13 protein-coding genes are annotated in these 14,571 nt (G+C 41.5%); 8 read left to right on the forward strand and 5 right to left on the reverse strand.

The window, feature by feature from the left end; genetic code table 11:
- Positions 1-248 precede the first annotated feature (248 nt).
- The 4 genes from aspS (at position 249) to IP485_RS01090 (ending at position 4,831) form a co-directional block, all read left to right on the forward strand.
- The gene (aspS, locus tag IP485_RS01075) at positions 249-2,075 is read left to right on the forward strand and encodes an aspartate--tRNA ligase (protein WP_198325990.1); all 1,827 of its coding nucleotides are present in this window, start codon (positions 249-251) and stop codon (positions 2,073-2,075) included.
- Between the two features lie 67 nt (positions 2,076-2,142).
- Entirely contained in the window at positions 2,143-3,057 is a 915-nt protein-coding gene (locus IP485_RS01080; protein WP_198325632.1) for a lysophospholipid acyltransferase family protein, read from the forward strand.
- A 29-nt stretch (positions 3,058-3,086) separates the two neighbouring features.
- Entirely contained in the window at positions 3,087-3,863 is a 777-nt protein-coding gene (locus tag IP485_RS01085; RefSeq protein WP_198325633.1) for a glycosyltransferase, read from the forward strand.
- Between the two features lie 110 nt (positions 3,864-3,973).
- Positions 3,974-4,831, forward strand: a complete 858-nt coding sequence (locus IP485_RS01090; RefSeq protein ID WP_198325634.1) for a hypothetical protein — start codon at positions 3,974-3,976, stop codon at positions 4,829-4,831.
- A gap of 2 nt (positions 4,832-4,833) precedes the next feature.
- On the opposite strand, the gene IP485_RS01095 is transcribed toward IP485_RS01090, so the two are convergent.
- On the reverse strand, positions 4,834-5,955 hold the full coding sequence (locus IP485_RS01095; protein WP_198325635.1) for a glycosyltransferase: 1,122 nt from the start codon (positions 5,953-5,955) through the stop codon (positions 4,834-4,836).
- Between the two features lie 253 nt (positions 5,956-6,208).
- Here IP485_RS01095 and IP485_RS01100 point away from each other — a divergent pair, with 253 nt between their 5' ends.
- The 4 genes from IP485_RS01100 (at position 6,209) to IP485_RS01115 (ending at position 10,350) form a co-directional block, all read left to right on the forward strand.
- Positions 6,209-7,210 carry a Stealth CR1 domain-containing protein gene (locus IP485_RS01100; protein WP_198325636.1) on the forward strand — a complete coding sequence of 334 codons (1,002 nt, stop codon included), beginning with the start codon at positions 6,209-6,211 and terminating at the stop codon, positions 7,208-7,210.
- Between the two features lie 99 nt (positions 7,211-7,309).
- Positions 7,310-8,476: a nucleotide sugar dehydrogenase gene (locus IP485_RS01105; protein WP_198325637.1), complete on the forward strand. Its 1,167-nt coding sequence runs from the start codon at positions 7,310-7,312 to the stop codon at positions 8,474-8,476.
- A complete protein-coding gene (locus tag IP485_RS01110; protein ID WP_198325638.1) occupies positions 8,476-9,489 on the forward strand; it encodes an NAD-dependent epimerase/dehydratase family protein in 1,014 nt (337 codons plus the stop codon). Before IP485_RS01105 ends, IP485_RS01110 begins: the two co-directional genes overlap by 1 nt.
- Before the next feature lie 93 nt (positions 9,490-9,582).
- Positions 9,583-10,350: a hypothetical protein gene (locus IP485_RS01115; protein WP_198325639.1), complete on the forward strand. Its 768-nt coding sequence runs from the start codon at positions 9,583-9,585 to the stop codon at positions 10,348-10,350.
- Here the strand turns inward: IP485_RS01115 and IP485_RS01120 are convergent.
- From IP485_RS01120 to IP485_RS01135, 4 genes are all read right to left on the reverse strand, one after another.
- The gene (locus tag IP485_RS01120) at positions 10,347-11,447 is read right to left on the reverse strand and encodes a glycosyltransferase (protein ID WP_198325640.1); all 1,101 of its coding nucleotides are present in this window, start codon (positions 11,445-11,447) and stop codon (positions 10,347-10,349) included. The two genes, IP485_RS01115 and IP485_RS01120, sit on opposite strands and share 4 nt — an antisense overlap.
- Before the next feature lie 64 nt (positions 11,448-11,511).
- On the reverse strand, positions 11,512-12,378 hold the full coding sequence (locus IP485_RS01125; RefSeq protein ID WP_198325641.1) for a glycosyltransferase: 867 nt from the start codon (positions 12,376-12,378) through the stop codon (positions 11,512-11,514).
- 124 nt (positions 12,379-12,502) lie between these two features.
- A complete protein-coding gene (locus IP485_RS01130; RefSeq protein WP_010202049.1) occupies positions 12,503-13,339 on the reverse strand; it encodes a hypothetical protein in 837 nt (278 codons plus the stop codon).
- A 106-nt stretch (positions 13,340-13,445) separates the two neighbouring features.
- The gene (locus IP485_RS01135; RefSeq protein ID WP_194363167.1) at positions 13,446-14,375 is read right to left on the reverse strand and encodes a branched-chain amino acid transaminase; all 930 of its coding nucleotides are present in this window, start codon (positions 14,373-14,375) and stop codon (positions 13,446-13,448) included.
- Positions 14,376-14,571: the final 196 nt, after the last annotated feature.

Raw genomic sequence — 14,571 nt, forward strand, 5'->3', positions numbered from 1 at the left:
ATAGATACATACATCAGATACTTGTGCATGGCTTTACGTTGATTGGACTCAGCAGGTTGTATAAAAAGGGCAGATTAGGCATAATATGCCTTTATAATAAATTTTGTGTAGCCAACGTGATGACCCATTGTCATAATCGCGTTGTTTGTGTGTTTTTCACAATTATCTTGAAACACACAACTATGGCTGCATTATTGTATTTCGAATTGGGCTGATAACTGGATAATTATATTATGACGCAAAGCACTATGACGCATAGCGAATACCGAGACGAATATTGCGGAGCCGTAACTGAGAGCTTCATTGATCAAACCATTAGCATCGTAGGCTGGGTACATCGTCGTCGCGATCACGGTGGCGTGATCTTCTTAGACATGCGTGACCGCGCTGGTATATTACAGGTGGTGGTTGACCCTGATACTCCAGAAGCATTTGCGACTGCTGATGCAGTACGTCCTGAATATGTGCTAAAAATAACTGGCCGTGTACGTCGCCGTTATGAAGGTACTGAAAACAATAATATGACCAGTGGTCAGATTGAGCTGCTAGGCAAAGAAATTGAAGTACTGGCGAAATCTGAAACGCCGCCTTTCCCATTAAATGACGAAAAAACGACGGTATCTGAAGACTTGCGTCTCAAGTATCGCTATCTAGACATGCGTCGTCCGCAAATGCAAGAGCGTATGGTGTTCCGTGCAAAAGCCACGTCAACGATTCGTCGTTATTTGGATGACCATGGCTTCTTGGACGTTGAAACGCCTATCTTGACTCGTGCGACGCCAGAAGGTGCGCGTGACTATCTCGTACCATCACGTACCCGTCCAGGTAACTTCTTTGCATTACCGCAGTCCCCACAGCTATTTAAACAGCTATTGATGGTCTCAGGTTTTGACCGTTATTATCAAATCGCTAAATGTTTCCGTGATGAAGATTTACGTGCTGATCGTCAGCCTGAATTTACTCAGGTGGATATTGAGACTTCTTTCTTAAACGAAGAAGAAATCATGAACATCAACGAAGGCCTTATCAAGCATTTGTTTAAGACCATGATGGATGTTGAGTTTGAACAGTTCCCTCGTATGACTTACGCAGAAGCCATGCGTGACTATGCATCAGACAAGCCTGACTTGCGTATTCCACTAAAATTGGTCGACGTTGCAGATTTGATGAAAGATGTCGACTTCAAAGTGTTCGCAGGTCCTGCTAACGATCCTAAAGGTCGTGTGGCTGCCTTACGTATCCCTGGTGGCGCGTCATTAAGCCGTAAGCAAATCGATGCCTACACCAAGTTCGTTGGTATCTATGGTGCACGTGGTTTGGCTTATATCAAAGTCAATGATGCTAGCAGCATCAACAATGGTGTGGACAAAGAGTCTGGCCTACAGTCTCCAATCATCAAAAACATGACTGATGATGTACTGGTTAGCCTAATCGAGCGTACTGCTGCAGAAGATGGCGATATTATCTTCTTTGGTGCAGATAAAGCCAGTGTCGTGAACGATGCAATTGGTGCACTACGTCAAAAAATCGGTCTAGACCTTGAGATGACGACCTGCCAGTGGGCACCACTTTGGGTCACTGACTTCCCAATGTTTGAGCAGACTGACGATGGTCGCTGGACCTCAATGCATCATCCATTTACTAAGCCTAAAGGCTCAGTCGATGAGCTGAAAAACAACCCAGAAGCTGCTCTATCTATCGCTTATGATATGGTGTTAAATGGTACAGAAGTTGGCGGTGGTAGCTTACGTATCAATACGTACGATATGCAGCAAGCGGTGCTTGATGCACTAGGTATCGGTGAGCAAGAAGCTGAAGACAAGTTTGGTTTCCTACTGGATGCATTGAAGTTCGGTGCGCCTCCGCATGGTGGCTTAGCATTTGGTTTGGATCGTCTGATTATGCTCATGGTAGGCGCAGACTCTATCCGTGATGTCATTGCGTTCCCAAAAACCAAAACTGCTGAGTGTCCACTTACTCAAGCACCTGCTGAAGTTGATAGCAAGCAGCTACGTGATCTTGGTATCCGTGTGCGCGAAAAAGCACAAGCCGATGCCAACAAGCCTGCCCAATAAGCAGCTTGATGATGCAACGTTATTATCTGCTGTATGTGTTATGTGATTCATCACCATGCGAGTGGCTATGAATCCATACCATCTTTTCAAATTCGTGCCACTGTCTGTAATGCAGACGTTGGCACGTTTTGTCGCTTGGGTGATCATAAAGATTCCGAGCCTTAGCATCATGCGTACTGTGCATATTAACATGGCACTCATCGCTCAAGCTCTCCCTGAACACCAAAAGCACCAGTTGGTTAAAGACATTATTTATCATCAATGTTTGACCAGTATTGAGTCTATCAAGAGCTGGGCAATGCCACCTGAGTGGAGCATTGCTCAGATTCGTGATGTTCACAACAAAGATATTTTGTTAGAGGGGCTTGCCAATCCTAACGGCATGCTGGCGATCGTTCCACATCTGGGTACGTGGGAGATGATGAACGCTTGGCTCAATCAGTTTGGTGCGCCAACCATCATGTATAAGCCAGTCAAAGGTGATATTACCAATAACTTTGTACTGCAAGGACGTTCACGCCTCAATGCGACTTTGGTACCGACAGATGGCAGCGGTGTCAAAGCAGTGTTTAAGACGCTCAAGCAAGGTGGTTTTAGTATCGTACTACCAGATCATGTCCCAGAGCCGTCAGGCGGCGTGGTAGTGCCTTTTTTTGGTGTGCATACTTTGACCAGTACGCTCGCCTCAAAACTGGCTAGCAAAACCAAATGTGCACTGGTCGGCTTATCCTGTATTCGCCGAGATGATGGACAAGGTTTTGATATCTACTGTTATAAACTGGATAATCCCGCACTTTATGATCGCCATGCCGAAACGGCAACGCATGCGCTCAATCAAGCCATGGAGCATATGATTAGCGACCACTATAGTCATTATATGTGGGGCTATCGACGTTTTAAGCGCATACCAACACTAGGCAACCCTTATCGAACCGATGAAGCAACCTTAAAAGCCTTTATTCAAGCTCATCGTTCTTATTAGTCCTTCATTTATCTCAATAAGAGTGCATTATGACAACTGACCCAACCAAAACAGAAATTAATGCTACCGATCAGCGTTATGTTATTTGTATGAAATGGGGTACTAAGTACGGTCCTGAGTACGTCAATCGTTTATACAATATGGTCAGCCGTCATCTGAGCTTAGACTTTCAAATGATCTGCTTGACCGATGACAGTACGGGCATTGATCCTGCTATTACTTGTCACCCTATACCAGAAATGGATCTGCCTGCGGGTCCTGAGCGTGGCTGGAAAAAGCTAACAACATTCAAGCCTGAACTATACGGCCTAAAAGGTGTGGCACTGTTTTTGGATATCGATATTGTCATTGTCGATAGTATCAATGCTTTTTTTACTTATAAAGCTGAATATAAGGACAGTGTTGTCATCATTCGTGACTGGAAAAAACCGTGGCGCATGATTGGTAACAGCTCCGTCTATCGTTTTAATATCGGTATGAATACCTACCCCGATTTGTTATCTAACTTTGAGCGTAACTTTGACACCATTCGCACTCAAGTACGTCATGAACAAGCTTATCTATCAAACTATCTCCGTGAACACCATCATTTAGAATACTGGGATAAAACCTGGTGCGTGAGCTTTAAATACCAGTGTATCGCTCCTATTCCCTTCAATTTTGTGCGCACGCCCAGTTTGCCAGACAACGCAAAAATCGTTATTTTTCATGGTGAAATCAATCCGCCAGATGCCATTGCTGGTAGCGGAGGCAAGTGGTATCGCCATGTCAAACCAAGCCCATGGTTAAAAGATCATTGGCAGTAACGGTCTGAAAAGCAACAATATTTATATACTTAGCGGTCTTATAAACAGTTTAAAGGCAATCGATAACGGTATAGAATAGGCGCAGTGACAGTCAACTACTGGAAAATAGTATGGCGCTATATTTAAGGTTACCAGCTACCGTCAGGTTTAGTATTGATGGTGAATCTGTCGTTATCAATGCTTTCAATGCCAATGACCCAACACAAAGCCTGCATGGCAAAAGTGTCAATGTTATTGCCTCAGGCCCATCCGTACATGATCTATCATTATCAACATTGCTAGACACCCCTACTATTTTTGTCAATGGCAGTATTAGCCTTGCAGATCAGCATGATTTTACCGATATCGTCGGTTATGTCATCAGTGACGCGCGCTTTATCAGTCATAATCCTGAAGTTTTACGGCAGTATTATACAGGGCAACCTCTATATGCCACCCTAGCCGTCTTTGAAGCGATGGCGACAACACATCCTGATATCATGCGTGACCACCATCATGCCATGCGGGTGTTATATCCGGTAGATAGACCTTGGGGTGTCAAATCAAATAAGCTGTTATTCAACAAGCTGATTTTTAAGAAAAAACGTCTGAATAAAAAAATGCCGTTGTCATACTTTATCAATCATCCAAATTTTATTATTGATAAGCGTCATAACACTGCCGAGATTGGCGTCTCTTTGAACATCACTCATGGATTTGTAGAAGCAGGTACGGTCGCTTATGTGGCTGCTCAGCTGGCTTTTTCTCGTCAGGCGGCAGCTATTCACCTATACGGCATCGACTTACTCAACAGTGAGCAGCCACGTTTTTACGAAAATAACAGCAACCGCGCCCCAACTACGCTAGGTAAAGTCATGAGCGAACGTATCGTACCTTCTTTCAATTTACTAGGTGAAACCTATAAAGCGCACGGTGTACCTGTCATTAATCACTCTCCTGTCTCTAGAACATTATTTGACAGTCTCTAATATCAGTCAATTTTTCCCTCTATTACTGACCCAAACGCCAAGTACTGCTGTGAGATGTGCTTAGGTAATAGCTGCGGATTTAGCGGTACTATAAAGTGCGTCAGGTTGTCTATTGCCTGATCGATGAGTGTGGCCAGTCCAGTGATATCCCCTACTGGTATCAAGTTTTTAGCTGGTAGCAGCTCCCTTGGGCCAAACGGACAGTCTGTACTAACCACTGGTACTCCTAACGCTTGCGCCTCGACGATGACATAGCCAAAACCTTCAAACTTGGATGTCATGACCATCAGTGCTGCTGAGGCAATCAGTGGATAAGGGTTGGCTTGAAATCCTAAAAACCTGACACAGTCGCTAATACCAAGCGTGGCGGCGAGCTGCTTAATCTCATCTTCAAGCTTGCCCTTGCCTACCAATACTAATGGCAACTTTCGCGCTGTTTTGGCATAAGCCTGTAGCAACTCTTTATGACCTTTCATGGTGTCAAATGACGCAACATGAATCATATACTGCTTATCTATTAGGCCAAACGGTTCGAGACATGATAGCTCCATTGACTTAACCTTGATATCTGTCGCATCGCAAGGGTTATAAATAGTCGTGGTTTTGGTAATCTGCCCGATTAGAGAGATTAAATCTTGCCGCGCCCCTTCACTCACACAGCTACAAGGATGCACGCCATAAACCATTTTTAGATGATGAATCGTTTGGGTTGGTGTCTCTGATAGCTGACTTTGAAACTGCTTGGATAATGCCGTGTGCAGGACATTCACGATGTTGGGTAATTGACTATAAGCCATGATCCAGTTTATTTTATAGATATTGGCCAGTATTAAATCTGGCACGCCTATTTGACTAAGTACATAAGTATCGACACGCCTAGCAACGGCCTCATAGGCTTGTGCTTGCGTAGATTGCGGGTCGAGATTCTGCTCAGCAAAAACCTCATCATAAGACACTATATGATACCGAACGCGGCCATCTAATGGCATATCCTGTGTCTGCTCTAAACATAAGATATGAACACGATATCCCATGTCCACATAAGCACTTGCTAATGTGGTGACCATACGCTCAGCGCCGCGGCCTTCAAGCGCTTTTAAAATAAACAAAATAATGGGGCGCATTCATATCTCACTTTTTTGTCAGTACGGATGATCATTGGTAGTCATAGTGATTGCAGCTTTCTGGCTTTATATGCTAGTCTCATCTACTTTTATACCCATACAGGTATTCGCTAGAGTATAAGCCTGACTGGTATAATTGCCCTCACGTATAGTCATATCAGTCAGTAATAACTACCACACAAGCGCTTGCCTTGCTGATATAACTTTTAATCTTACAAGCATTGAGATGCTAATAAAAATAATAGGATCTGTCATGAAGCAGCCTAATGATAAAAAACTAGATGTGGTCATTGCTTGGGTAGATGGTACAGACCCTATCCTGGAGCAAAAAAGAGAACAGTACAAATCAGGCAAAACAGTGGCTTCAGATGCGGTAACGGCAACACGTTTCGCCAGTGACGATGAGATATATTATAATATTGCCTCGATTATCAAGTATGTCCCTTTTGTGCGTCATATCTATATCGTCACAGACCAGCAGCAGCCAGCATTCATCGATGAGTTTGCCAAGCAAAATATCTGTTCAGCAGATACCATACGAGTGGTTGATCACAAAGATATTTTTTCAGGCTATGAGCAGTTTTTGCCGACGTTCAATACCAGATCAATTGAGACTATGATATGGAATATACAAGGCTTGTCTGATTATTTTATCTATATGAATGATGATTTCTTTTTTAATCAGCCAGTAGTGATAGATGACTTTTTAGACAATGAAAAATTGATGATTCATGGTCATTGGCGCAAAAATGCGGCTCTAAATGCCAAGCTCAACTTTCGAAAATCTCGCTTGAAATTATTCGGTACGCTCATACAGCCAAGGCATACGATAGCGCAGATGCTAAGTGCTAAAATACTTGGTATGGATCAGTTTTTTGAGATTCATCACTATCCTCATATTGTCGATAAAACAATTTTAAAAGACCATTTGTTAACACATCCTCAATTACTAATAGAGCAGATAAAGTATAAATTCAGGGATGTGGCGCAAGTGAATCCTATAACACTGATGAATCATCTGAAAATTCAAAAAGATGAAGCACACTTAAAACCTGAGACGTCTATCAACTATCTAAAAAACAAAGACAGCGTAGAAAATTTTGTCCTTGATTTAGAAGATAAAACCATAAAGTATGGCTGCATTCAAAGTTTGGATTTGCTTGAACCAGATTTATACCAAAAAGTCAGTCAGGCGATGAGAGATAAATTCTCAGAATATCTACCCAATTCGGTCGCAGGCCATACTAGCGATTAAACTTAGATAAATACGTTAGCCATGGTTGAATAACTACTATCATTACTTAACTTTAGATTGACTCTTCTCATCAATGCTTGAATATTATTTGGATATATTATGAAAATAGCAGTAGTAGGCACAGGCTATGTGGGACTATCAAATGCCATGTTATTGGCACAGCACAATGAAGTGGTCGCTGTCGATGTCATCGCTAAAAAGATTGACCTGCTAAATGCAAAGCAGTCGCCAATCGAAGACAAAGATATCGAAGACTTCTTATCACATAAGGAACTTAATTTTTCTGCCACACTCAATGCCGAGCAGGCTTACCAAAACGCAGATTTTATCATTGTCGCCACACCGACCGATTATGATGCAAAGACCAATTACTTTAATACTTCAACGGTAGAATCTGTGATTGAACAAGTATTATTGGTCAATCAACAAGCAACCATTATCATAAAATCTACTGTGCCCGTTGGCTATACCGCTAGTATCAGAGAGCGATACGAAACGGATCGTATTATTTTCTCACCTGAGTTTTTACGAGAAGGCCAAGCCCTACACGACAACCTTTACCCCTCTCGAATCATTGTGGGCGCACAATCTGAACAGGCACAGCAGTTTGCTGAGTTATTGCTTGAAGGCGCTATCAAAAAAGACGTGCCGCTACTGTTTGTGAAGTCGACTGAAGCTGAAGCAATCAAACTGTTTTCTAACACTTATCTAGCAATGCGCGTGGCTTATTTTAATGAGCTAGATACCTATGCTCAGACATTCGGGCTCGAAACCAAACAAATCATAGAAGGTATTGGCTTAGATCCGCGTATTGGCGATCATTATAATAACCCGTCATTTGGGTATGGTGGCTACTGCCTACCCAAAGATACCAAGCAGCTATTGGCAAACTATGATGAAGTACCCAGTAACTTGATCAGGGCCATTGTCGACTCTAATAGAACTCGTAAAGATTTTATTGCTGATAAAGTGATTGAAAGACAACCAAAAATCGTCGGTATACACCGACTGGTGATGAAGAGTGGATCAGACAACTTTAGAGCGTCCGCGATACAAGGCATTATGAAGCGTATTAAAGCAAAAGGTATCGAAGTCGTGGTTTATGAACCCGTACTAAAAGAGGATAATTTTTTCAATTCGCGAGTGATTACAGACTTAGATGCGTTTAAAGCAATGAGTGATGTCATTGTGGCAAATCGCTTGTCTGCTGATATAGCAGATGTGGCGGATAAGGTATTTACTCGAGACTTGTTTGGGAGCGATTGATGAAAGTATTAGTAACTGGCGCAGCGGGTTTTATTGGCTTTCATTTAATCAAAGCATTGTTAGAGACGCACCTATCTGATGAAGCATTGCTGATCGTTGGTATTGACAATATCAACGACTATTACGATGTCGGTCTAAAACAAGACCGCTTGAATATCTTAAACGAGCTATCAACACCAGAAAATTTTACATTCATTAAGTTAGATCTGGCTGATCGCGAAGCAATGTCTGCTCTTTTTTCTACCTATCGGTTTGATACGGTTATCAATCTAGGCGCGCAAGCAGGCGTACGCTACTCTATCGAAAACCCAAATGCATACATTGACTCAAATGTGGTCGGGTTTGTAAATATTCTTGAGGGCTGTCGCCACCATAATATCAAGCATCTGATCTATGCCAGCTCTAGCTCTGTCTATGGTATGAATATAAAGCAGCCGTTTACAACTGCTGACTGTGTTGATTTTCCTATCAGCCTATACGCCGCTACCAAAAAATCCAATGAGCTCATGGCACACAGTTATAGCCACTTGTATAACATTCCTACGACAGGACTGCGGTTTTTTACCGTTTACGGCCCTTATGGCAGACCAGACATGGCTTATTTTTCTTTTACCAAAAAAATCCTAGCTGGTGAACCGATTGATGTGTTTAATAATGGTGATATGCAGCGTGACTTTACCTACATCGATGATATTATTAAAGGCATCATAGGAGTAATGAAAAAAGTACCGGCTAACCAACACTCTGGTATTACGACAGCATCAGCCCCTTATAAAATTTATAATATCGGTAACAATCAACCTATTACGCTGCGTCGTTTCATTACCGCTATCGAGGATGCTTGTGGCATAAAAGCCAACGAAAACCTGCTACCCATGCAGGCAGGCGATGTGCCGATTACTTATGCAGATATAGATGAATTGGTAGATGATATTGGATTTAAGCCTGAAACCAATATCGAAGATGGAATCGCAAAATTTGTCGAATGGTATAAGCGATATTATTCAGTTTGAGTAAAAATATTTCATAAACCACTTTAGTATCAATTTTTTAGATAGACGTTTAAGCTCTAATCACATCATATTTGTTCAAAGGATTTTAGTGACATGACTACACCTTCAAACTGGCAAAGAAAACTGCTATTAGTCTTTCGAAGTGAAAAAAGATTGAATGCGGGCAAGGTTATCAAAAACTATGATGGCAAAAGCTTTGACGACATGAAAGCAACAACGATTACAGAGTCAATGTGCGATATTGAGACGCTGACAGACGAACGTAAGAGCAAGGCGTTAGAAAGTCATTTAAATAACTTAAAGCATCAATCCTTGGGTGAGTCTGAACTCTGCTTTTATCACAATACACTCATCATATTGATGCGCCGTAAATACAAAATAGACAAAATATTTGCAGAATTCGAAAGGCTGTGGGTGGCAGAGAACCATTATTTATTAGAAAACCTGTCACTACGCTGGATAGTTTCAGCCTGTGATACTTTCATCGATCACTCAGATAACGTCAATAGAGCCGCTATTTTGATGAATGTCATTACACTAATGAATACTGTCCGCGCTTATGAGACCAAAAACTTTTTACAAGCCTCTCCTGATGCTGAATCCATAGCATTATTAGATGAAAAAACCGACATACTGTATGCCGGCGACTTGTCTCTATATGATGGTCTCACTTATTTTCGTATCGGCACCGATGACAGTCTGAGAAATATGCGCAAGCGCTATCACAAATTCCACAAAGTCGACAAATTAGCTACTACTATACTGCTTGCTGTATTCGAAAAACTACAGAATAACCAGAGTGCTTTTGCCACGCTACGGCAATTGCATAGAGATGATTGGTCCAAATGGTGGTTAGATTAAGATCTCTTATCTGTATTCTCAAAATCCGATGCGAATTCAATATATTTCTTTGCTATTGTGACAGGAAGGAGCGTTTCACTAAATTCAGACTGAAATTGCTCTGGATTCTTCATTGCTAAGCTTAATTTGGCTGCAATAGCATCTATGTCTCTCATAGGCATTAGGTTTTTCTGAGGCAATAACTCACTTGGCCCAGACTGGCAGTCAGTACTGATAACTGGTGTTCCTAAAACTAAAGACTCTGCAATCACCAAAGCAAAACCTTCCCAGTCAGAAGTTAGTACTTTAAATTGCGCATGCTTTATATAAGGAAAAGGGTTTTCATGGAAGCCTAAAAAAACCACCTTATCTTCTAGGTTGAGCTCTACGACCAACTCCTCTATCTTACTTTGAAGCTTGCCTTTACCCAACAGAAGCAACGGCAAAGACTGATCTGTCTTTGCATAAGCTCTCAACAGCACATCGTGACGTTTCGCTTCTTTAAAACTGCCAACGTGAATAATATAATTTTGATATTCTGGAATAAAGGCATCAGCTAATTTTTGAATACCGTCTCTATCAATTGGGTTATGTATTGCCGTTGTTGAAGTAACATGACCAAAGTTTTCTACAAAATCCTTTTCTACGCCATTACTGACACAGGCACAAGGATTTTTGGAATAAATTCTCGTAAAGTTTTCTTTTCTCTGATGACCCACATCTGTTTTTGCAAACTTATAAAGTAGTGACAAAGTATTATGAATCACATAAATGATATTCGGCAGGCTACTGTAGCTAAAGATACTATCTGAACGATCAAGGTTCGACAAAATAATATCAGGCTGTCCAATATTTTTTTTGACATAACGATCTACCGCATAAGCAAAAAACTTATCGCGACGCTGTGCTCCTGGTATCATCTTATAAGGTTTGAATTTGAGCACATGATAAATAAGGTTTGGATTAAGATCGTATTCGACCCGCGGCTTAAACCTTAAAATATGTACTTCGTATCCTAATTCGTAAAATCCCTGTCCTAAAGTAAGAACGACTCGCTCTGCCCCTCCACCTTGTAGACAATTAATAGCGAGCAATGCTATTTTTTTATGCTGCTTCATAAACGATAACCTATGGATGAATTTCTATTCATTTAGTGTGTGAAATATTATTATGTTAAATGAATCAACGCTTGAATAATTTTGCAAATAGAGATTTGGAGGCTTTTGGACGAGTCACCTTATTTCCAATATAGCCTTGCTGGGATTTCTTTGGAAAAACACCAAAATGCTCAATTCGATAGCTCTCTAGATGATATCCAGCAGTAAGCGCTTCATTATAATAATTATCAAAAAGGTCAACCAAATCTTGTCTTGGATGTGGCAATACTTCTCCGTCAAACCAATGCTCGATTCCTTCCTCATTCACTCTAGGTAACGAGTACTTATGACTGAATTGCGTTCCCATATCTGAGTAATGCAAAATTTTGATTTCTTCTATTGCTAAGTTTTCACCATCTATACAGTTATAACTGTCCTGATAAGACTCAATCAATTGCGTGTTTTTCTTGAATAAAGCCATCATTTCTTTATGACTTTTGGGATCTTTTCTAAGTTTTTCGATAGGCAAAACAACGTTTTTTGCAGCATCGCAATCCCATATACAAGTACATAGACGAGTCATATCAGCATTCGTTTTAGCCGCCACTATGGATTGCCCTTCAATAGGATGCTGCCATAGCTTTGCTAGATCATCTAAAATAATGACATCGGCATCCATATAAATGGCTCGTCCAGAATAATTGCAGTATTCTGGAATTGCCCAACGGAATCCTGAGAAAGGTGTCGACCATTTAGTAGTATTCCAGCCCTCGCCAGCCTCGGGATTAGAATACCAATAGCTATTAGGATCGCGCGATAGCTGCATCCATACTATTTCAACGGGTACACTGGTGTGTTTGTGAATACTATAATCTAGAACCATCATTTGCTCTAGATCACAGTTATTTGGGTCGCAGCCCACAAAGACTCTAATAGCATCGTTTGTTTTCATAATTTTATCCATTCACTAAATAATGCTTTCTACGTTCATATTTATGAGCATAGAAAGCATCAACACTCACTGCTACTAATGTAATAACACTTAAATGCTTGAATACTCCAATATAAAATTAAGCCTATTCTTTCCAGTACTTTTCAATCCATCCTACTGGTAAGATAAAATGACGAAGATGACGCAGCGGTCTCTTCATATTTTTGGGTTCAGCCAGTTGCTTCAAATGATCTTTGGCGTTATTAGCAGCATTCTTGTTATATCTACCTTCGATCGCATGCGTTGGATACAAATCACCAGGGAAGATAACCAAACGAGCGCCTTTAGGAATCTTTGGTTCTTTAAAATAGTTGAATGGAAACGGTTGACGACACTTGCGTCTAAAATGTGCGACCCACGCCTTTGGAAATAGCTTCACACCGCCTGGTGCATTACGAGTGACAAAACGCTGCTCAAAACGGTACTCATCAGCGATACCTTGCGGATCTGCTTTGAATTTTTCTTGCAGTGAGACAAGCGCCCCTATCTGAAATCTAAAGCAAGATGTCTGTCCCAAGCGCTCTAGCGGATTACTAGGATTATAAGACAAAATAACATCGTCTGGCTTGCCGTATTCAAAGAAAGGATCGAGACTATCTACGATAATCACATCCAAATCTACAAACAGTACTGTCCCTGTCAAATCACCTAGCTTTTCACCCCACAAGCGAGACTTTGGCCACTTACCGAGTGTATTGGTTGGCATAGTGACATCTAATGGTGGTAGCGCTTGGCATTCAATTTCTGGACGGACATCTGTTGTATCATCAGTAAAGCAGACAAATCTAAATGGTGGTGTAATGTTGCGAGATACCATGCCATATAGTTTGTTGGCATAATCGGCACCATATTTTGTGCCCCATTTAATACAGATGATTTGTTTGATATTTTGAGTATCTGCTGTACTAGAATCTATTGGCATTGACTGCTCACTTTAATATTATGAATAAATATGATGGCTATATTAGCATAAAAAAAAGACTGAACAATTATGTTCAGCCTTTTTGGTCTTCAAAGTAACCGCTTTATCAGTCAATAAAGCTTAACCAATCCATATACTGCTCATTGCGGCCATGTACCACATCAAAGTATAAGGTTTGCAGTTTCTCAGTCAAAGGTCCGCGGCCGCCATTACCGACCGTGCGATCATCGTATTCACGGATAGGTGTGACTTCAGCAGCCGTACCGGTCATAAAGATTTCATCTGCTAAGTAAAACTCATCACGAGTGATACGACGCTCAACGACTTTAATACCTAGATCATCAGCGAACTGAATGATGGTACGACGCGTAATACCGTCAAGTGCCCCGCCTGCTAAGTCTGGGGTGTGTAATACACCATCTTTTACCAAGAACAAGTTCTCGCCTGCGCCTTGGCATACATAGCCTTGCGGATCCATCAAGATAGCTTCGTCATAGCCGTTGCGAGTCACTTCTTGGTTGGCCATGATAGACACAGGATAGTTACTAGACGCCTTAGCCTTACACATGGTCACATTGGTCATGTGATGGGTAAATGAAGAGGTTTTTACACGGATACCGTTTTTGATACCCTCTTCACCCAGATAAGCGCCCCAATGCCATGCCGCGACCATTGCATTGATGCTGTTGTCACGTGATGACAAACCAAGCTTTTCTGCACCGACCCAGATAAGCGGACGAATATAGGCTTCTGCCAAGTTGTTTTGCTTGACCACATCCTTATGTGCTTGCTCTAAAGTGGCTGCATCAAAAGGCACATCCATTTGAAAGATTTTCGCTGAGCCAAGTAGACGCTCGGTGTGTTCTTTTAGGCGAAAAATAGCGGTGCGATTGTCAGCCGTCTGATACGCGCGCACCCCTTCAAAAACCGCCATACCATAATGCAGGCTATGTGTAAGCACATGTACCTTAGCATCTGGCTGCTCAATCATCGTGCCATTCATCCAAAGCTTACCATCTTGTGTTGCCATGTTCATTTTATAGTCCTTATGTTAGCACTGACGTCTAACTTTTTTTAGATAGGTTGTATTTAACAGTATTGATCAACATCGTATGATAACACCGCAGCGCCACTTTTTATTGCCTAAAATACAGCGTTATTATGACCAACGACTGAAGGTTTAATGACGATGTGCGATCGATTATATCACTGGCCGTATGGGCAAATGAACT

This window comes from Psychrobacter sp. NG27, from assembly GCF_016106655.1.
Lineage (GTDB): Bacteria > Pseudomonadota > Gammaproteobacteria > Pseudomonadales > Moraxellaceae > Psychrobacter.